Genomic DNA, 19,407 nt, shown 5'->3' on the forward strand with positions numbered 1-19,407 from the left:
AGGTACCTGTGCGCCTCTGTTTGGCGGCAGTGATCAGACGAAGCAGAGGGTCAGCGGCTCAGCGATATAGGCAGGTTTTTCCGAACCTTCGATTTCCAGCACAACCTTGGCTTTGAGCAGCCACTGGCCCGGATTTTTCTCCGTAACTTCGGTCAGGGTGGCCGTCAGGCGTACCTTGGAGTTGACCTTTACCGGCTGAATAAAGCGCACGCTGTCCAGGCCATAGTTGACCGCCATCTTCAGCCCGGTGGGCATGATCATGATGCCTTCCATCAGCTTGGGCACCAGTGACAGCGAGAGAAAACCGTGGGCGATGGTGGTGCCAAACGGGGTGAGCTTGGCTTTTTCCGGATCGACATGGATGAACTGGTGGTCGCCCGTGCATTCGGCAAACTGGTTGATGCGTTCTTGGTCGATGGTCAGCCAGTCGGAACGGCCAAGTTCTTTGCCGATGTAGCTGGACAGTTCGGCGGCGGGTACTGAAGTCATGGTTTCTCCTTGAAGACGCGAGTGTTGTTTTTTTTTGGGGGCGTAAATCCTTCTGTCCTAAGATCATCATGGGTTCGCCACCGGGTCAAGTGGCGAGTGCGGCGCAGTGTTAGGCCGCGGTTTATCCCACGCAACCGCTGTAAACCCGCCGTTACAAGGGGCTTTTGCTTATAATGCGCGGCATTACGCCTGGGATCATACGATTCGGAGATTACCCGTCATGTTGTTACGCGGCCTTTTCTGGCTGGTGCTGTGCCAGTTGCTCGGCACTGCGCTGAATGTTTTGCTGATGCCGATGCTGCCGGGGCCGATTATCGGCATGCTGCTGCTGTTTGCTTTTCTGTTGTTGCGCGGCGAGGTGGGTGAGCCGCTGCGTCAGGCTTCAGGCAGCCTGCTGAAGTACCTACCGTTACTGCTGGTGCCGCCGGCGGTAGGGGTGATGGCCTATGCCGAGGCTATCTCTGCCGACTTCTGGGCGATTGCCGGTGCGCTGCTGTTGTCACTGTTGCTGTCAATTGCATTCGCCGGCTGGCTGATGCAGAAACTGATCGACCGCCAGCAACGCCGGAGGGACGCATGACTGTGGAATGGCATGCCGCCTGGCAGGCGCTGACGCACCATCCACTGTTTGGCGTCGGCATTACCCTCGGCGCTTATCAGTTGGCCATGGCCGCTTACGAAAAGACCCGCTGGGTGTTTTTGCAGCCGGTGCTGGTGTCGATGCTCACGGTGATTGGCATTCTCCTGGCCTGCGGCCTGACTTTCGCGGAGTACAAAGACAGTGCCACCGCGTTGACGTTGTTCCTCGGGCCCGCCACGGTGGCGCTGGCGGTGCCGCTGTTTGTTAACTTGCGGCGGATTCGTCAGCTGTTCTGGCCGACCTTTATCACGCTGCTGGTGGCCGGGGTGGTTGCTACGGTGCTGGGAGTGACCCTGGCCTGGGCCTTTGGCGCTGAACACATCATGCTGATGAGTATGGCGCCCAAGTCGGTGACCTCGCCGATTGCCATGCTGGTAGCCAGTCAGATTGGCGGTATTGCAGCGTTGGCCGCGGTTTTTGTGATGATCACCGGGATTATTGGCGCGATCATCGGCCCGTCATTACTTAAGCGTGTGGGCGTGCAGCATCCCGCGGCGCTGGGCATGGCGCTGGGCCTGACCGCGCATGCGGTCGGTACCGCGCGCGCCCTGCAGGAAGGCGAGGAGTGTGGGGCGTTTGCTGCCCTGGCGATGAGCCTGATGGGCGTGTTCACAGCGGTGTTGCTGCCGCTGGCTATTTTGTTGTGGCTATAAGGAGGTGCCCGTGACCCTGCCATTGTTTCCACTGAATACCGTGTTGTTTCCAGGCTGCATGCTGGATTTACAGGTGTTCGAAGCGCGTTACCTGGACATGGTCAGCCGTTGCATGAAGCAGGGCCAAGGCTTTGGCGTGGTCTGCATCATCGATGGCGCCGAGGTGGGTGAGGCCGCCGGGCAGTTTGCGGCCGTCGGTTGTGAGGCGTTGATCCGCGACTTTCAGCAGCGGCCCAATGGGCTGTTGGGCATCCGTGTTGAGGGCGGTCGGCGGTTTCGCGTGCAGCGCGCCCAGGTACTGCCTGACCAACTGACCCTGGCCGAGGTCGAGTGGCTGGACGCGCCGCCGGAGCAGCCCCTGACCACTGAGCATGCCGACCTGTCCGCCTTGCTGGAGGCGTTAAACGCACACCCGCTGGTGGCTTCGTTGGGCATGCCGAGCGAGCCTGCTGGCCAGGATGCGTTGGCTAACCAACTGGCCTACCTGTTGCCGTTGGACGTTGAGCAAAAGCTGACGCTGCTCGAAACCGTCGATGCACCGTTGCGCTTGGAGCTGTTACAGCAACTGCTTGAGCAGTTGCAGGGCGAGCGTCAGTAACGGTACAGCTGCAGCCCGGCGGACAGCTGCCAGGTGGTGATGCCGCCCAGCTGGGCGATAATCGCAGGTAGCAGCAGCCACCATGTCTTTTTAGGCAAGGCCGGCAGCGCTGTGCGCCATTGCACCAGCGTCAGGCTCAGGGCGCAGATGCAGGCCGCCAGAATGGCGCCGGCAATAATATCGCTGGGCCAATGCACCCCCAGGTAAACCCTTGAGCCGGCAATCGCAGCAGCGGGAAAGCTTGCCAGTAGCAGCCAGGTCAGGCGCATGCGCGGCGGTTGTCCGCGCCCTGCCAGCACCCCGAGCAGTAAAAAGAAGGCAAACGCTGCCGAGCTGTGGCCGCTGGGAAAGCTGAAGCTGCTCAGTGGTTCGAGCAGCACATCGGGGCGGCTGCGCGCGAAGAACGCCTTTAGCGCGCTGTTGGCTAAGGCCGTGCCAAGCAGGGTGCCGATGGCCAGGCACAGGGTTCGCCATTGCCGCGTTGCCAGCAGTGCCAGGCACAGCAGTAAAGCCGCTGCCAGTTGCGTGGTCAGGTCGCCGAGGCGGGTGATCAGCACCATCAGCGTGTCCAGTGCGGGGGCGCGATGCTCCTGAACCAGGCTCAGCAGGCCCTGGTCGAGCGGGCTGAGGTGTGGCCAGCTGAGCATCAGGCCGACCAGCAGCGCCAGGCACGCACCCGCCGTCAGCAAGCTGGTATGGCGCAGGCCGCGCAAGCTGCCTTGTACGCTGACGCCAACCACCAGCGCCACGCCGGCCGCAATGGCCCCGGCCTCCGTCCAGAAACCTTCTGGCAGCGGCAGGCGCAGCGCCGCGCCAGTGGCCCAGCCAGGCAGCATGTAGGCGATTGACCAGCCGAATCCGGCTAGCAGGCTGACGATAAAAAAACGTGCGAAGGGCATGTCGAACATGCCCGCGATCATCGGCAGCATGGGGCGTAGCGGGCCGATAAAACGACCGATCAACAGGCTGGTGACGCCGTAGCGCAGGAAATAACTGTGTGCGCTGCTCAGCCATTGCGGGTTATTGCGCAGTATCGGTAAGCGGCCGATGTCCTGATGAAAATAACGCCCCAGCGCATAGGACAGGCAGTCGCCCAGCATACCGCCGAAAAAGGCCAGCAGCAGGGTTTCGCTCAGGCCCAGTGCGCCGTTGCCCGCCAGTGCGGCCACCGCGAACAGCAGCACGGTGCCGGGCACTAACAGGCCGACAATCGCCAGGCATTCGAGGCAGGCGAGCAGAAAAATCGCCAGGCCCAGCCATTGCGGGTTGGCGCTTAGCCAGAGGGTCAGGGTGTCGAACCAGTGGCTCATCGATGATTGTCCGTGCGGCTGAGTAAGTGATAATCCTGGCCGGCTATTTGTCCGCGGCGCAGTGGGTTACGTGTGCAATGGCGAGCAAAGTCGGCGTCGACAAAACGGTAGGGCAGTTGCTCGTCACGGCCATGGGGGATGCCCAGGCGAGTACATTGCACGACGTGCGTGGGGGCGTGGTCGAGGTCTTCAGCAAACAAACGTTGTTCATCGAAGGGCTGCGCGTCCCAGTCAGGCACTTTCAGGCCGAGGGCTTTGCACAGCAGGGTTTGGCCATTGCACAACTTGTCTAGCGGGCGTGCTCGACCTTGGCTGTCGGGGTTGTTGCGCTGCATCTGCGCCACGGCATCCGCGCCGCTGTGCGTGTCCTGCCACGGGTAGGCGGATTTGATCAGCACCGCATTGCCCGGCCCCTGAGCGCTAAAGTTCAGCGAATCGCCGCCGCGCGCGTAGTACATATAAATGTGCCCGCCCTCCATAAACAACGCCCGGCGTTTGTGGGTATAGCCGAGCGACGCATGGCTGCCTTTCTCGCTCAGGTAATAGGCTTCGGTTTCAATAATCCGCGCGCTCAGCCAGTGCTCGCCGTGCTTATGGCGAATCACCTTGCCGAGCAGCGCGCGGGCCAGTACGCGTGCATCGCGGTCGAAAAAGCTCGCCGGCAGGGCGCGGTCTTGGGGCCAGGGCAGGCTAGGGCTGGGGTCGTGTGGCATGCGCTGTCACGGCTGCTCGGCGGTGCATAGGGTGGGCGATAGTAACAATAAGCGCATGAAGCGTGCCTGAATGCGCGTGTTTCAGCCGCTTCGCGCCTACCGTCCGCCGCGCAGCGCTGGGCGTGGAGCGGCGCGACCGTTATACTCAGCGACTTTTTTCAACCGCCAGACCCGCCAAGACTATGACTGAGTCCGTGCTCGACTATATGACCCGCCTGGGACAGGCCGCCCGCAGCGCCTCGCGCGTGCTCGCGCGCGCCAGTACTGCGCAGAAAAATCGTGCGCTGCAGGCCGCCGCCGCCGCGCTGGATGCAGCGCGCAGCGAGTTGGGCAGTGCCAATGAACTGGACCTGGCCGCCGCGCGCGCCAGCGGTCTGGAACCGGCCATGGTCGATCGTCTGGCGCTGACCCCGGCGGTGATCGACAGCATGATCGAAGGACTGCGTCAGGTCGCCACGCTGCCAGACCCTATTGGTGAGATCCGCGACATGCGCTTTATGCCGTCCGGCATTCAGGTCGGCAAGATGCGTGTGCCGCTTGGCGTGATCGGCATCATTTATGAGTCGCGGCCGAACGTGACCATCGATGCCGCCAGCCTGTGCCTGAAATCCGGTAATGCGACCATTCTGCGTGGCGGCTCCGAGGCGATTCATTCCAACCAGGCGATTGCCCGCTGCATTCAGCTGGGTTTGAGCGAGGCCGGCTTGCCTGCCAGCGCCGTGCAAGTGGTGGAAACCACTGACCGCGCCGCTGTCGGTGCGCTGATCACCATGCCCGAGTTCGTGGATGTGATCGTGCCGCGTGGTGGTAAGGGCCTGATCGAGCGCATCAGCCGCGATGCCAAGGTGCCGGTGATCAAACATTTGGATGGCGTGTGCCACGTCTACATCGACGTCGCCGCTGATCTCGACAAGGCGATTCGGGTTGCCGATAACGCCAAGACCCAGCGTTACTCGCCGTGCAATGCCATGGAAACCTTGCTGGTGCATAGCGCCGTTGCCGCCAAGGTGTTGCCGTCTCTGGCCGCTATCTACCGCGACAAGGGCGTTGAACTGCGTGGCGATGCCGCGACACGCGCACTGCTGGGCTGTGATGTGTTGGAGGCGAGCGAAGACGACTGGTTTGCCGAGTACAACGCGCCGATCCTGGCGATTCGTATTGTCGATTCGCTGGAAGCGGCCATTGAGCACATCAACCACTACGGTTCCAAGCACACCGACTCGATCATCACCGAGAACTTCAGTGATGCGCGGCGCTTCCTGACCGAAGTGGATTCCGCCTCAGTGATGGTCAACACCTCGACCCGCTTTGCCGATGGGTTTGAGTACGGTTTGGGTGCGGAAATCGGTATCTCCACGGACAAGTTGCATGCCCGCGGCCCGGTCGGCCTGGATGGCCTGACCAGTGAGAAGTATGTGGTGTTCGGCGACGGGCATATCCGTACCTGATGGCCCGACGCGACGGCGCCCGACGTACCGACGCCCGCCGCATCGGTGTGCTCGGTGGCACCTTTGATCCGGTGCATATCGGTCATTTGCGCAGCGCCGTGGAAGTCGCCGAGGCGCTGTTATTGGATGAGCTGCGCCTGATACCCAATGCGCGGCCGCCGCACCGCAGCGCACCGCAGGTCAGTGCGATGGATCGTCTGGCTATGGTTGAACTGGCGCTTGCGGGCGCCACTGTGCTGCAGGTGGATGATCGCGAACTGAAACGCGACAAGCCGTCCTACAGCATCGATACGTTGGAGTCATTGCGCGCTGAGTTGGCGGACGATGACCAGTTGTTGCTCATCCTGGGCTGGGATGCCTTCTGTGGCTTGCCCGGTTGGCAGCGCTGGGATGAGTTGTTGGAGCATTGCCATATCTTGGTGTTGCAGCGTCCGGATGCCGACAGTGAGGCGCCCGAAGCGCTGCGTAACCTGTTGGCCGCGCGCAGTGTGAGTGACCCATCTGCCCTGGGTGGGCCGAGTGGGCAAATTGCTTTTATCTGGCAGACACCCTTGGCGGTGTCGGCCACCCAGATCCGCGCGCTACTGGCGAGCGGAAAGTCGGCACGCTTTTTAGTGCCTGACGCGGTACTGGCCTATATCCATGCGCACGGACTGTACCGTGGCGCGAATTGAACACGAGGCAAACGAGTTACTTATGACGAACGCAAAAAAAATCATGCCGAGCGAAGACCTGGTCAAACTGGCCACCGCTGCTCTGGAAGAAATCAAAGCGCAGGACATCACCACCATCGATGTGCGCGGCAAAACCAGCATCACCGATTTCATGCTGATCGCTAGCGGCACCTCGAGCCGTCACGTTAAATCGCTGATCGACAACGTGTTGGAAAAAGTAAAAGAGCAGGGCGTGCGCCCGATCGGTACTGAAGGCATGGACACCGGCGAGTGGGCATTGCTCGACCTCGGCGACATCGTGGTGCACGTGATGCTGCCAACTGCCCGCCAGTTCTACGACCTTGAGCGTCTGTGGCAGGGTGCCGAGCAGAGCCGTGCGCAGTTCAGCGCTGAACCTGACGCTGATCAGCAGTAAGGTCGCACCTCTGTGCGTATCAAGCTGATTGCGGTGGGCTCGCGGATGCCGCGCTGGGTGGAAGACGGTTGGCAGGAGTATGCCAAGCGTATGCCTAGCGAGCTGTCCCTGGAACTCGTGGAAATTCCGCTGACCACCCGCGGCAAAAATGCCGATGTGGCGCGGATGATCCGTCAGGAAGGCGAGGCCATGCTGAGCAAGGTGCAACCGGGGGAACGGATTGTCACCCTGGAAGTCGAAGGGCGACCCTGGAGCACCGAGCAACTGGCGGTCGAGCTGGATAAGTGGCGCCTGGACTCACGCACCGTCAACCTGATGGTCGGCGGGCCAGAAGGGCTGGCGCCCGAGGTACAGGCGCGCAGTGAGCAGCGCTGGTCGTTGTCGCCACTGACCCTGCCGCATCCCTTAGTGCGTATTCTGATTGGCGAGCAGATGTACCGCGCCTGGACCGTGTTGTCCGGCCATCCGTATCACAAATGATTCTCCACCCATAATCAGCAGCCACCGATGCCGCAGCCTATCCGCCTTAAAGACCACGAGAAAGACGGCCGCCTGATCCGCAAGCGGGCGCTGGTCGGTGCTGTGCTGGTTTTGTTGCTGACCTCGGTGTTGCTGGCGCGCCTGTATTACCTGCAAGTGGTGCAGTTCGAATACCACACCACCCTGGCGGAAAATAACCGCATCCATGTGCAGCCGATTCCGCCGAGTCGCGGGCTGATTTATGACCGTAACGGCGTGATCATTGCCGATAACCGGCCCAGTTTCAGCCTGACCCTGACCCGCGAGCGTGCCGGTGATTGGCTTCAGGTGCTCGATGCGATCGTCGAAGTGCTGGAGCTGGAGCCCGATGACCGTGAGCTGTTCGAGCGGCGTGTGCGTCAGGGACGGCGACCTTTCGAGCCGGTCCCGGTGCTGTTTGAGCTAAGTGAAGAGCAAATCGCGCGCATCGCGGTCAATCAGTTCCGTTTGCCGGGCGTTGAGGTCTCTGCTCAGCTGGTGCGGCACTACCCGTTGGGTGAGCATTTTGCCCATTCGGTTGGGTATGTCGGGCGCATCAACGAGAAGGAACTGAAAGAGCTCGACCCGGTGTCCTACAGCGGTACGCACCATATCGGCAAGACCGGCATCGAGCGCTTCTATGAAGACGAGTTGCACGGCGAGGTGGGTTACGAGGAGGTCGAGACCAACGCCCGTGGTCGTGTGCTGCGCGTGCTCAATCGTACCGACCCGATCCCCGGCAAGGACATTGTGCTGAGCTTGGATATCCGCTTGCAGGAGGCTGCCGAGGCCGCCCTGGCGGGCCGCCGTGGGGCGATTGTGGCGATTCAGCCACAAACTGGCGAAGTGCTAGCGATGGTCAGCCAGCCAAGCTTCGACCCCAACCCCTTCGTGACGGGCATCGGTTTCAAAGCCTATGCCGATTTGCGCGACTCGATTGATCGGCCGCTGTACAACCGTGTACTGCGTGGCCTTTATCCGCCCGGCTCAACCATCAAACCAATGGTGGCGGTGTCAGGTCTGGACTCGGGTGTGGTCACCGCGCAGACGCGGGTGTTCGACCCCGGTTATTACCAATTACCCAATTTGCAGCACAAGTACCGTAACTGGAACCGTAATGGCGATGGTTGGGTGGATATGGACCTGGCCATTTCGCGCTCCAACGACACTTACTTCTACTCGCTGGCGCACAAGATGGGCATCGACCGCCTGCATGACTACATGAGCCGTTTCGGCCTGGGTCAGCGCGTGTCGCTGGACATGTTTGAAGAAACCGCCGGCTTGATGCCGTCGCGTGAGTGGAAGCGCGCGCGTTATCGCCAGGCCTGGTACCCGGGCGAGACGCTGATCTTGGGTATTGGTCAGGGTTATATGCAGACCACCCCGCTGCAGCTGGCACAGGCAACCACGCTGATGGCCACCCGTGGCAAGTGGATTCGTCCGCACTTGGCTAAGACCATTCAGGGGCGCGTCCCCGTCGACCCCAATCCGCTGCCGGATATCGTGCTACGTGATCCGAAGTTTTGGGATAACGGCCGCCACGGCATGGAGCAGGTGATGCACGGCCCGCGTGGCACCGCGCGCAAGGTTGGCGATGCGGCGCTGTACCGGATCGCTGGCAAGAGCGGCACGGCGCAGGTGGTGGCGATCAAGCAAGGTGAGAAATATGACCGCAGCAAGGTGGCCGAGCGCCACCGTGACCATGCGCTGTTCGTCGCGTTCGCGCCGGCGAGCAACCCACAGATTGCCGTATCGGTGATGGTGGAGAACGGCGAGTCCGGTTCTGGAGTTGCAGCGCCCGTGGTTAAGCAGGTGATTGATGCCTGGCTGCTGGATGAGAACGGTCAGTTGAAAGCCGAATATGCTCCGCCTGTGGCGGCTGAGGTTAGCGCGCCATGAGTAATAGTTTCGACCGGAACCTCTCCACCGATGACTTGCTGCGCCGCCGTGCCACTCTGCTGCAGCGCCTGCACATCGATGGCATTTTGTTGTTGCTGCTGCTGATTCTGGCCACAGGCAGCCTGTTTATTCTGTATTCCGCCAGTGGCAAGAACGTTGACATGCTGATGAAGCAGGCCAGCTCTTTCGGCATTGGCCTGGTCGGTATGTTTATCATTGCCCAGTTTGAGCCGCGCTTTATGGCGCGCTGGGTGCCGCTGGCCTATGTCGGTGGTGTCGCCTTGCTGGTCGCAGTGGACGTCATGGGGCACAACGCCATGGGCGCCACACGCTGGATCAACATCCCCGGGGTGATTCGCTTCCAGCCCTCGGAGTTCATGAAAATCATCATGCCGGCGACCATCGCCTGGTACCTGTCCAGCCGCAGTCTGCCGCCACGGCTAAAGCATATCTGTATCAGCCTGGCGATGATCATTGTGCCGTTTGTGCTGATCATGCTGCAGCCTGACCTCGGCACATCACTGTTGATCATCGCGTCTGGCGGCTTTGTGCTGTTTATCGCCGGGCTGCAGTGGCGCTGGGTGATTGGTGCGGTGGCAGCGGTGGTGCCAATAGCCATCGGCATGTGGCTGTTTGTCATGCGTGAGTATCAAAAGCAGCGCGTGCTGACCTTTCTCAATCCGGAGAGCGATCCGCTGGGCAGTGGCTGGAATATTATCCAGTCCAAGGCGGCTATCGGCTCAGGCGGTGTGTTGGGCAAGGGCTGGCTGCAAGGTACTCAGTCGCACCTGGATTTCCTCCCGGAGAGCCACACCGACTTTATTATTGCGGTGCTCGCCGAGGAATTCGGCCTGGTTGGTGTGTGTTTGTTACTGCTGGTGTACATGCTGTTGATCGCGCGCGGCCTGGTGATTACCGTGCAAGCGCAGACGCTGTTCGGTAAGCTTCTCGCCGGTGCGCTGACCATGACATTCTTCGTTTATGTCTTCGTCAATATCGGTATGGTCAGCGGTTTGTTGCCGGTGGTTGGGGTGCCGTTGCCGTTTATCAGTTACGGCGGCACTTCGTTGATTACGCTACTCGCAGGATTTGGGATTTTGATGTCGATCCACACTCACCGTAAGTGGATGACGCAGGCTTGATTGGGATTATGAATTTAATGCGCAACGCACGTGGTTGGATGGTACGTACTGCACCTTGGCTGGCCTTGGCCGGGGTGTGTGGGATGGCTCAGCCCGTGCTGGCCGGTGATTATCAGCAGTCACCGCAGGTGGCTGAATTCATCGGTGAAATGACCCGCGACTATGGTTTTGCCGGTGAGCAGCTGGTTGGGCTGTTTGCCGAGGTCGAGCGCAAACAGGCGATTCTTGATGCCATTTCGCGGCCGGCGGAAAAGGCTAAACCGTGGAAGGACTATCGGCCGATTTTTATCACCGAAAAGCGCATCAGCAAGGGCGTTGAGTTCTGGAAGCAGCACGAGGCCACCTTGGCTCGCGCTGAGGCTGAGTACGGCGTACCGGCACAGATAATTGTGGCGATTATTGGCGTGGAAACCTTCTACGGCGGCAATACCGGCAGCTGGCGGGTGATGGATGCGCTATCGACTCTGGCCTTCGATTACCCGCCGCGCGCGCCCTTCTTTCGCAAGGAACTGCGCGAGTTCCTGCTGCTGACCCGGGAAGAGCAAGTCGAGCCGCTGAGCATGACCGGCTCCTACGCTGGGGCCATGGGCCTGCCACAATTTATGCCAAGCAGCTTCCGCGCCTATGCCGTGGATTTTGACGGTGATGGCCATATCAATATCTGGAATAACCCGGTGGACGCCATTGGTAGCGTCGCCAGCTACTTTAAGCGTCACCACTGGCAGCCAGGTCAGCCGGTGGTCAGCGCCGCTACCGTCAAGTGCGCGCAGGCCGAGCAGGGCCTGACAGTCGGTCTTGATCCGGTGAAGAATGCCGCTGAGTTGCGAGCGCTGGGTTGGACAAGCGCTGATCCGCTGGCCGACGAGTTGCCCGTGACCGCCTTCCGTCTGGACGGTGCCGAGGGTGCTGAGTACTGGATGGGGCTACCTAACTTCTTTGTGATCACCCGCTACAATCGCAGTGTGATGTATGCCATGGCAGTCAATCAGCTGGCCGAGTTGCTGGTTGATGCACGAGGTCAGAATTGATGGTGCGTTTACCCTTTAAATTGGCTGCCTACGCTAGTCTCGCGCTGCTGTTGGCCAGCTGCTCCTCTACCCGTGCGCCGCAGCCGGTAGCACCGGTGCAGCCAGGTGCTGGGGTTTCCGGCCCGGATGATTTCAACCGGCCACACAAAGATGGCGCGCCGTGGTGGGACGTTGATGTCTCGCGCATTCCCGACGCCGTGCCGATGCCGCACTACGGTTCGGTTAAAGCCAGCCCCTACACGGTATTCGGCAAGCAGTACTACCCGATCCCCGATGCCCGGCGTTATCAGGCCGTGGGCCCGGCGTCGTGGTATGGCACCAAGTTTCACGGTCAGGCCACCGCTAACGGTGAAACCTATGACCTGTACGGCATGACCGCCGCACACAAGACCTTACCGCTGCCCAGCTACGTACGGGTGACCAACCTGGAAAACGGTAAGAGCGCCATTTTGCGGGTCAATGACCGCGGGCCGTTCTATTCCGATCGGATTATCGACCTGTCCTTTGCCGCGGCGAAGAAGCTCGGTTACGCCGAAAGCGGTACGGCGCGGGTTAAGGTTGAGGGCATTGACCCGCATGAGTGGTGGGCTCAGCAAGGCCAGCCAGTGCCCATGGTGTTGGCCGCGCCGCAGCAAGTGGCTAAGGCCCAGCCTGTTGCGCAGTCTATGGCGCAACCTGTGGAACAGTATTCGCCGCCACCGCAGCAGCATGCTGCTGCGGTCGTTCCCGTGCAGATTGACGCAAAAAAAAACGCTTCAGTCGCAGCCTCTGGCCTGTATCTCCAAGTGGGCGCCTTCGCCAATCCGGACGCTGCGGAGCTACTGCGCTCGAAGCTGAGCGAAACAGTGGCTGCGCCAGTGTTCGTCAGCTCAGTGGTGCGCAACCAGCAGATATTGCACCGCGTGCGCCTGGGGCCAGTGAGCAACCAGGGCGAGGCTGAGCAGCTGCAAAACACTGTGCGCCTGGCCAATCTTGGCGAGCCAGCCCTGGTCAAAGCAGACTGACGGGGCACTTATGGTTTTTCTGCAGGACTAAACAAACAACCCCGGCCAGCCACTCGCTGGACGGGGGGACTTAACGTATGCCCACCGGGCCTGTTCGACTATCAGCAATCTAGAGAGACGGATGAATATCACCAGCTTTGCGCAACGTGTTTTCCTATTACTTTGTCTGTTCGGCGCCCCGACAGTCTGGGCCAATCAGCCAGCCATCCCCTCAGCGCCACAGTTGGCTGCCAGGTCCTATGTGCTGCTGGATGCTGCCAGCGGCAAGGTACTGGTGGAAAACAACGGTGACCAGCGCCTGCCCCCAGCCAGCCTGACCAAGCTGATGACGGCTTACATCGCCACCCTGGAAATTCGCAAGGGCAAGATTGGCGAGCAGGATCTGGTGCCCGTCAGTGAGCACGCCTGGCGCACCGGTGGTGCGGCATCGGGTGGCTCGACCATGTTCCTGCCGCTCAATAGCCAGGCGACCGTGGATGACCTGCTGCACGGGGTGATCATCCAGTCCGGCAACGATGCCAGCATTGCCTTGGCCGAGTACATTGCCGGCAGTGAAGATGCTTTTGCCGACATGATGAACGAAGCGGCTGCGCGTCTGGGCATGAGCAACAGCCACTTTATGAATGCCACCGGTCTGCCGCATCCAGAGCATTACTCCAGTGCGCATGACATGGCGATTTTGGCGCGCGCCATCATCAATGAAGATCAGCAGCACTACGCCATTTATGCGCAGAAGGAGTTCCTCTGGAACAACATCAAGCAGGGCAACCGCAACCTGCTGCTATGGCGCGACAAGACCGTCGACGGCCTGAAAACCGGTCACACCAACGAGGCGGGCTACTGCCTGGTGGCTTCGGCTGTGCGTGATGGCGCGCGCATGATCACCTCGGTATTCGGTACTGACAGCGAGTCGGCCCGTGCCGCTGAAACGCAAAAGCTGCTGACCTATGGTTTCCGTTTTTTCGAAACCCGCAGTTTCTACAAAAAAGGCCAAGAGCTGGCGCAGGCGCAGGTGTGGAAAGGTTCGGCGCGACAAGTTAAAGCCGGTCTGGCCGATGACCTCACCCTGACCCTGCCAAAAGGTCAGCTGGATAAGCTGCAAGCAGGCATGGTTATCAACCCGCAACTCACCGCGCCGATTGCTCAGGGTGATGTGATCGGCACCGTCCAGGTAAAACTGGGTGAGGAGCTGGTACACAGCGCTGACTTGATTGCCCTGGAGGCCGTCGAAGAAGGCAGTTTCTTCCGCCGTTTGTGGGACAGCATCAGCCTGTTCTTTTTCGGGCTATTCAACTGATATCGTGACCTTCACGCCCTTGTTGAACCGCAAGGGCGCTGTTGTTGCCACGGCTTACGAGGCCGTTACCGCCATGACTCAACCTGATGTTAAATCGCACATAATTGAATTTCCCTGCGCTGATTACCCGATCAAAGTGGTTGGCGATACGGGGCCTGCTTACAAGAGCACGGTGATCGAAGTTCTCAGCAAATATGCCACGGTCGATCTCAGCACGCTGGCCGAGCGCCAGAGCACTAATGGTAAGTACACCACGGTGCAGCTGCATATCATCGCCACGGGTGAAGACCAGCTGCGTGATATCAACAGTGCATTGCGTGCTACCGGTATCGTGCACATGGTGCTGTGATGAGCCTGCCGCTTTGCTTTCGCGAGCTGGGGCAGGTTGAGTACGAGCCAACCTGGCACGCCATGCAGCGCTTTACCGATACGCGCGGCGTGGATACACCTGACGAAATCTGGCTGCTCGAGCATGCGCCGGTGTTTACCCAGGGCCAGGCCGGCAAGGCTGAGCATGTGCTGTTTCCGGGTGATATTCCGGTGGTTCAGGTTGATCGCGGTGGCCAGGTGACCTATCACGGGCCTGGCCAGTTAGTGGCGTATCTGCTGCTGGATGTGCGCCGCAGTGGCATTGGTGTTCGTGAGCTGGTTAGTCGCATGGAGCGCAGTCTGATTGATCTGCTGGCCAGCTATGGCGTTAGCGCCAATGCCAAGCCCGACGCCCCAGGGGTGTATGTCGAGGGGGCGAAGATCGCATCTTTGGGGCTGCGCATTCGTAATGGCCGCTCCTTTCATGGCCTGGCGCTAAATGTGGACATGGACCTGCAGCCCTTCCAGCGCATCAACCCGTGCGGGTATGCCGGCATGGCTATGACTCAGCTTGCTGATCAGGCCGCGTCGCCAATCGTCTTTGCTGAGGTCACTGCACGGCTGCGTGAGCAGCTGAGCAAACACCTCGACTATGCGCAGCAGCAAAGCCTGGCCGGCGTAATCGACTGTTAGATAGCGGCAGAATAAAAAACGCCTGACCCAGGTAAACCCAGGGGCAGGCGTTTTTTTATGGCCCGATTAATTCAGACTCAGGGTCGGAATCAGGCTGTTGTCGAGCGGCTGGCCCGGCACGGGTACCGGCGCAGCCAGGCCCAGGTTGTTCTTCTCGAACACCTTGTCGGCGCGGTAGCTGGAGCGCACCAGAGGGCCGGCGGCGACTTCCATAAAGCCCTTTTTCAGGCCGAGCTCGCGGAAGTCATTGAATGCTTCCGGGCTGACCCAGCGCTGCACGGGTAGGTGGTTGCGCGTGGGTTGTAGGTATTGGCCAAGGGTGAGGATGTCTACGCCGATGGCACGCAAGTCGTCCATGGTTTGCAGGACTTCTTCGTCGGTCTCGCCGAGGCCGAGCATCAGGCTGGTTTTTGTCAGCACATCCGGACGATGGCGTTTGGCGTGCTCAAGCACGCGCAACGTCTTCTCGTAGCCCGCGCGTGGGTCGCGCACGGCATGGGTCAAGCGTTTGACCGTCTCGACATTCTGTGCGAACACCTCAAGGCCAGAATCCACCACGCGCTCAATGGCTTGTAGATCGCCATCGAAGTCGGGCGTTAGCGCTTCCACCACCACGTGTGGTGTGCGTTCTTTGATCGCCCGCACGCTGGAGGCATAGTGCGCCGCGCCGCCGTCATCCAGGTCGTCACGATCCACTGACGTCAGCACGATATAGCGCAGCGCCATCAGCTCGACCGACTTGGCGGTGTTCTGTGGTTCTTCCAGGTCCAGCCAGCCGTTAGGGTTGCCAGTATCCACTGCACAGAAGCGGCAGGCACGGGTGCATACCGAGCCCATCAGCATGATGGTGGCGGTGCCGTTGGACCAGCATTCACCCATATTGGGGCAGTGGGATTCCTGGCACACGGTGCTCAGGCGGTGTTCGCTGACGTTGCGTTTGACGGCTTCGAAGCGGCTGCCACCGGGTGCCTTGACCCGCAGCCACTTGGGCTTGGGTTCGAACACCTGAGGTTCGCTTGAGGCGCGGCGCTTCTGCCCGTCCTTGATCGCAGTGATGCCTTGAGTGGTGCGAAATTTTTCGCCGCTGGCAACGGTTTTTGGCGGGGAGGTATCGGACATCGGCAATTGGGCTCCGCTAGAGGCTCCGGGGGACGAGGCGGCTTTTCGCCGCCGCGCAGTCTACCATAAGAGCTGACTGCGCAGTCAGCAGGGTGCCCTGTGGTTCAAGCTGTTGCCACCTGGCAATGGGGGGCCAAGGTGGCAGTGTGAGGGGCTTGGTTAGTTATCTGAGCTGCTCGAGCAGTTGGTGGCTAGGGTAGCCGTCGGCAGGCTGTCCCAGGCTTTGCTGGAACGCGCGAACTGCCTTGCGTGTATTGGCTCCAATGATGCCGTCTGCGGGGCCTGGCTCATAGCCTTTACTGGCGAGCAGTTCCTGCAGTTCGATGCGCTCGCTGCGCCCCAGTTGGCGATCGTTACGAGGCCAGGCGGCCTGCACGCCAGGGTTGCCATCCAAGGCATCGCTGAGCAGGCCGATGGCCAGCGCGTAGGCGGTGGAGTTGTTGTAGCGGAGAATGCTGCGGAAGTTGTTTAGCAGCAGGAAGGCCGGGCCGCGGTGCCCTGCTGGCAGAAAGAGCGTGGCCAGGCTTGTGTCATTGGCATCGATGGCGCGAGTCGGTTTAACCCCCAGCTCACGCCATTGAGTCAGGCTGCGACGTACTTCCGGGTCGGCCAGGGCGTAATCAAAGCCTTGCGGCAGGTTCACTTCGAAGCCCCAAGGTTGGCCGTTTTCCCAGCCCGATGCTTGCAGGTAGTGCGCAGCAGAGGCCAGGGCGTCGGGTGCGGAGCTCCACAGGTCGCGCCTGCCGTCGCCGTCAAAGTCCACAGCATGCTGATTAAAGGTGGTCGGCATAAATTGCGTCTGCCCCATGGCGCCTGCCCAGGAGCCGATTAAACCCTGCGCAGGGCCGTCGCCGGCCTGGAGAATTTGCAGGGCGGCGAGCAATTGGCTGCGCCAAAATACTTGGCGGCGGCCGTCATAGGCCAGGGTGGCAAGGGAACGGATGACGTTATGGCTGCCGATATTGCTGCCGAAATTGCTCTCCATGCCCCAGATTGCGATGAGCACTTCATGATCTACGGCATAGGCGCTGCGAATGGCTTTCAGCGTTGGCCGATGCTGCGCTTTGAGCAGGCGGCCTTGGGCGACGCGCGAGACGGAAACGGCGCCATCAATGTATTCCCATACCGGGCGAGTAAACTCCGGCTGGCTGCTATCAGAGGTCACCACGCGTGGATCAAGGGTGATCCCGGCAAAGGTGCGGTCGAACAGTTCAGCGTCGATGCCGGCGGCGATGGCATCGCTGCGCAGGAGCATGCGCCATTCTTCGAAGCTGAGTAGCGGTTTAGGGGCGCTGACGGCCGGGCTGGCGGGAGCCGCGCTCTGAACGGTGGCAAGCGGCTGCGCTGGCGCTTCGGCGCAGGCAGTCAGGAGCAGCAGGAGGAAGGCGCTGGCGCTATGGGACAAGCCCCGAAGAAGCAGGTAAGGCATGATGGTCTCGGCACATTTTGCAGGCCGTCACCTTAGCATGATTGAGGAGGTATGCGGGCTGTGGCGGGCGTTTCAGGCGGCCAGAAGGTATGAAGCCTCCCAGTTTTGCTGGGAGGCTTCGCGGCGGTAGCTGCCTTTACCTTTGCTGGGCTTTTCCTGACGGCTGCGAAACAGCGGCTGGGCAATCAGGGATTTGGCCTTGTTCGGGCCGTGCTTGGTTTTCTTTGTCATGACGCGTCCTCTGGCGATGGCCTGCCGTGTGCAGGCGCGCGAAGCATGGTCCGCACGCTGCAAAAAGTCCAGCGCCTGGCGGTTAGCCGAGTAGCCGCAAGCGCTGTCCGCACAGGCTCAGGGTCAGCAGGCTCAGGCCGCTCCAAGGGTCGCCCATGGCCTGGCCTTTGATTTGCGCGTCGATGTGCTGGGCGTCCTCCAATAAGGCGGCCCAGCGTGAGGCGGATAGGCGTTGCAGGGCTTTACTGACCAGTGGCCGGCGTTTATCCCAGACCGGTGGGCGGGCTGAGCTGAATGCTTTGTCCAGCGGCATGCCCTGGGCATGTTGTTGCGCGAGGGTGGCCAGTAGGCGGATTTCCCGGGCCAGCGCCCAGAGAATCACCGGTGGTTCGACGCCTTCGCCGCGTAGTCCTTCGAGCATGCGCAGGGCGTGGGCGGCTTCGCCATTGAGGGCTGCATCAATCAGGCCGAACACATCAAAGCGTGCACTGTCGGCGACCGAGGCCTGCACGGTGTCGACGTCAATCTGTGTGCCTTTGGCCAGCAGCTTGAGTTTTTCGATTTCCTGGGCCGCGGCGAGCAGGTTGCCTTCGACGCGTATGGCGATCATGTCGACCGCTTCAGCGCTGGCACTGAGGCCTGCTTGCGCCAGGCGTTGGCGAATCCACTGTGGCAATTGGTGGGCATCGACCGGCCAGATCTGCACAAACTGGACCTGTGTCCCGTCGATCAGCGCCTTGCCCCATTTGCTCTTCTGCGCGTTGCCGTCGAGTTTGGGCAGGCTGATCAGCAGCACCGTGTCTTCGGCGGGGCGGGCCAGGTATTCGAGTAGCGCAGCACCCTTGTCGCTGGGCTTGCCGGTGGCAATACGCAGCTCCAGCAGGCGTTTTTCAGCGAACAAGGACAGGCTGGCGCCGGCTTGCAGCAGGTTGCCCCAGTCAAAGTTGTTGTCGGCGTTAAACACCTGGCGCTCACTGAAGCCTTGCTGGCGAGTGGCGGCTCGAATGGCGTCGGCGGCTTCCTGGCAAAGCAGTGGCTCGTCACCACTGATCACGTACACCGGGCTCAGAGTGCCCTGCAGGTGTTTGCCGAGTTGTGCGGGGTTAAGTTTCATCGCGGTGCGAAGCAGGGCCGCTTGCGCGGCCCGGCAAGCTTACTGAGCAGACGTTGGCAGTTGAATCGGCGACTGCTGGGGCTGCGCCGCTTGCTGTTGGCGGGCGGCTTCCAAGGCGTCAGCTTCAGCCTTGACCTTGGCTTCTGCAGTTTGCTGCAGTTGGTCAAGTTGTTCTGGGCTGATCTGTTGCAAGCGCAGGACCAGTTGCTGGATCAGTTCGCGGTTCATTTCCTGGCGAACCTGCGCGGCTTCCTGGTCAGCGCCGATCAGGTTGTTGCTGTCCTGGGTGTAGAAGCTCTGCGCTTCCACCTTGTCGCTCAGCAGCAGCAGGTTTTTGCTGCCACGGATCTCGTATTCAAGGGTTTTATTCAGCTCATATTCGGCCGTGCGGGCCGAGCTGGTGAAGCTGGCTGCGCGACGGTTTTCCTGTTCGTTGCTCAAGACCAAGCTGTAAGGCGCGCCCGGGTAAATACGCACGTCATTGTTCTGCAGCACTTCGCGCACCTGATTGACGGTTTCGCCGTAGGCGTTGCGCGCGCTGACGTCTAGTTCTTTCAGGGCGAACTGCACGTCACCGGTGCCGCGCAGCTGAAAGCCGCAAGCGCTCAGCAGGGTAGCCAGGCCAATTACCAACAGATTCCGTTTGATCATCTTTTATCCCCTTGGCGTGTCGTGCGGCGCGCCGCTATGCGGTCGCGCCGAGC

At 60.8% G+C, this 19,407-nt stretch carries 22 protein-coding genes; 14 read left to right on the plus strand and 8 right to left on the minus strand.

From position 1 onward, the window contains the following. Positions 1-33: 33 nt before the first annotated feature. Complete coding sequence (locus ACEPAJ_RS02535; protein WP_425913343.1) at positions 34-489, minus strand: MaoC family dehydratase; 456 nt, start codon at positions 487-489, stop codon at positions 34-36. Positions 490-709: 220 nt separating this feature from the next. Between ACEPAJ_RS02535 and ACEPAJ_RS02540 the strand changes: the two genes are divergently transcribed. From ACEPAJ_RS02540 to ACEPAJ_RS02550, 3 genes are read left to right on the plus strand one after another with little or no spacing between them, the layout of a single operon-like run. After that, the gene (locus tag ACEPAJ_RS02540) at positions 710-1,069 is read left to right on the plus strand and encodes a CidA/LrgA family protein (protein WP_425913344.1); all 360 of its coding nucleotides are present in this window, start codon (positions 710-712) and stop codon (positions 1,067-1,069) included. Beyond that, positions 1,066-1,782: an LrgB family protein gene (locus ACEPAJ_RS02545; RefSeq protein ID WP_425913346.1), complete on the plus strand. Its 717-nt coding sequence runs from the start codon at positions 1,066-1,068 to the stop codon at positions 1,780-1,782. Before ACEPAJ_RS02540 ends, ACEPAJ_RS02545 begins: the two co-directional genes overlap by 4 nt. A 10-nt stretch (positions 1,783-1,792) precedes the next feature. Further along, entirely contained in the window at positions 1,793-2,380 is a 588-nt protein-coding gene (locus ACEPAJ_RS02550) for an LON peptidase substrate-binding domain-containing protein (protein ID WP_425913348.1), read from the plus strand. Here ACEPAJ_RS02550 and ACEPAJ_RS02555 read toward each other — a convergent pair. Further along, positions 2,374-3,690 (minus strand): bifunctional DedA family/phosphatase PAP2 family protein, encoded by a 1,317-nt coding sequence (locus tag ACEPAJ_RS02555; protein WP_425913349.1) that lies wholly within the window; start codon positions 3,688-3,690, stop codon positions 2,374-2,376. The two genes, ACEPAJ_RS02550 and ACEPAJ_RS02555, sit on opposite strands and share 7 nt — an antisense overlap. Then, positions 3,687-4,403: a DNA-3-methyladenine glycosylase gene (locus tag ACEPAJ_RS02560; protein ID WP_425913351.1), complete on the minus strand. Its 717-nt coding sequence runs from the start codon at positions 4,401-4,403 to the stop codon at positions 3,687-3,689. Before ACEPAJ_RS02560 ends, ACEPAJ_RS02555 begins: the two co-directional genes overlap by 4 nt. A gap of 182 nt (positions 4,404-4,585) precedes the next feature. On the opposite strand from ACEPAJ_RS02560, the gene ACEPAJ_RS02565 reads away from it, so the two are divergent. The 11 genes from ACEPAJ_RS02565 (at position 4,586) to lipB (ending at position 14,810) form a co-directional block, all read left to right on the plus strand. Beyond that, the gene (locus ACEPAJ_RS02565; protein ID WP_425913352.1) at positions 4,586-5,851 is read left to right on the plus strand and encodes a glutamate-5-semialdehyde dehydrogenase; all 1,266 of its coding nucleotides are present in this window, start codon (positions 4,586-4,588) and stop codon (positions 5,849-5,851) included. Then, positions 5,851-6,525 carry a nicotinate-nucleotide adenylyltransferase gene (gene nadD, locus ACEPAJ_RS02570; protein ID WP_425913353.1) on the plus strand — a complete coding sequence of 225 codons (675 nt, stop codon included), beginning with the start codon at positions 5,851-5,853 and terminating at the stop codon, positions 6,523-6,525. Before ACEPAJ_RS02565 ends, nadD begins: the two co-directional genes overlap by 1 nt. A gap of 43 nt (positions 6,526-6,568) precedes the next feature. Then, on the plus strand, positions 6,569-6,940 hold the full coding sequence (gene rsfS / locus ACEPAJ_RS02575; RefSeq protein ID WP_425913548.1) for a ribosome silencing factor: 372 nt from the start codon (positions 6,569-6,571) through the stop codon (positions 6,938-6,940). A gap of 12 nt (positions 6,941-6,952) precedes the next feature. Beyond that, positions 6,953-7,420: a 23S rRNA (pseudouridine(1915)-N(3))-methyltransferase RlmH gene (gene rlmH, locus ACEPAJ_RS02580; RefSeq protein WP_274086423.1), complete on the plus strand. Its 468-nt coding sequence runs from the start codon at positions 6,953-6,955 to the stop codon at positions 7,418-7,420. A gap of 27 nt (positions 7,421-7,447) precedes the next feature. Further along, positions 7,448-9,337: a penicillin-binding protein 2 gene (gene mrdA / locus ACEPAJ_RS02585; RefSeq protein WP_425913354.1), complete on the plus strand. Its 1,890-nt coding sequence runs from the start codon at positions 7,448-7,450 to the stop codon at positions 9,335-9,337. A 38-nt stretch (positions 9,338-9,375) separates the two neighbouring features. Continuing rightward, complete coding sequence (gene rodA / locus ACEPAJ_RS02590) at positions 9,376-10,479, plus strand: rod shape-determining protein RodA (RefSeq protein WP_425913549.1); 1,104 nt, start codon at positions 9,376-9,378, stop codon at positions 10,477-10,479. 17 nt (positions 10,480-10,496) lie between these two features. Continuing rightward, positions 10,497-11,507, plus strand: coding sequence for a lytic murein transglycosylase B (mltB, locus tag ACEPAJ_RS02595; protein ID WP_425913356.1), 1,011 nt, complete (start codon positions 10,497-10,499; stop codon positions 11,505-11,507). Then, a complete protein-coding gene (locus tag ACEPAJ_RS02600) occupies positions 11,507-12,511 on the plus strand; it encodes a septal ring lytic transglycosylase RlpA family protein (RefSeq protein WP_425913358.1) in 1,005 nt (334 codons plus the stop codon). Before mltB ends, ACEPAJ_RS02600 begins: the two co-directional genes overlap by 1 nt. Positions 12,512-12,632: 121 nt before the next feature. Then, on the plus strand, positions 12,633-13,808 hold the full coding sequence (locus tag ACEPAJ_RS02605; protein WP_425913360.1) for a D-alanyl-D-alanine carboxypeptidase family protein: 1,176 nt from the start codon (positions 12,633-12,635) through the stop codon (positions 13,806-13,808). Positions 13,809-13,881: 73 nt separating this feature from the next. Then, positions 13,882-14,157 (plus strand): DUF493 domain-containing protein, encoded by a 276-nt coding sequence (locus ACEPAJ_RS02610; protein ID WP_425913362.1) that lies wholly within the window; start codon positions 13,882-13,884, stop codon positions 14,155-14,157. Then, on the plus strand, positions 14,157-14,810 hold the full coding sequence (lipB, locus tag ACEPAJ_RS02615) for a lipoyl(octanoyl) transferase LipB (RefSeq protein ID WP_425913363.1): 654 nt from the start codon (positions 14,157-14,159) through the stop codon (positions 14,808-14,810). Before ACEPAJ_RS02610 ends, lipB begins: the two co-directional genes overlap by 1 nt. Before the next feature lie 66 nt (positions 14,811-14,876). Here lipB and lipA read toward each other — a convergent pair whose 3' ends face one another. The 5 genes from lipA to lptE form a co-directional block, all read right to left on the minus strand. Then, complete coding sequence (gene lipA, locus ACEPAJ_RS02620) at positions 14,877-15,929, minus strand: lipoyl synthase (protein WP_425913365.1); 1,053 nt, start codon at positions 15,927-15,929, stop codon at positions 14,877-14,879. 163 nt (positions 15,930-16,092) lie between these two features. Continuing rightward, positions 16,093-17,358: a lytic murein transglycosylase gene (locus ACEPAJ_RS02625; RefSeq protein WP_425913367.1), complete on the minus strand. Its 1,266-nt coding sequence runs from the start codon at positions 17,356-17,358 to the stop codon at positions 16,093-16,095. A 72-nt stretch (positions 17,359-17,430) separates the two neighbouring features. After that, entirely contained in the window at positions 17,431-17,589 is a 159-nt protein-coding gene (arfA, locus tag ACEPAJ_RS02630; protein WP_425913368.1) for an alternative ribosome rescue factor ArfA, read from the minus strand. Positions 17,590-17,671: 82 nt separating this feature from the next. Beyond that, a complete protein-coding gene (holA, locus tag ACEPAJ_RS02635; protein ID WP_425913370.1) occupies positions 17,672-18,703 on the minus strand; it encodes a DNA polymerase III subunit delta in 1,032 nt (343 codons plus the stop codon). A 39-nt stretch (positions 18,704-18,742) separates the two neighbouring features. Next, positions 18,743-19,354: an LPS assembly lipoprotein LptE gene (gene lptE, locus ACEPAJ_RS02640; protein WP_425913372.1), complete on the minus strand. Its 612-nt coding sequence runs from the start codon at positions 19,352-19,354 to the stop codon at positions 18,743-18,745. Between the last annotated feature and the right edge of the window lie 53 nt (positions 19,355-19,407).

The organism is Pseudomonas sp. GWSMS-1 (assembly GCF_049847425.1).
GTDB lineage: Bacteria > Pseudomonadota > Gammaproteobacteria > Pseudomonadales > Pseudomonadaceae > Aquipseudomonas.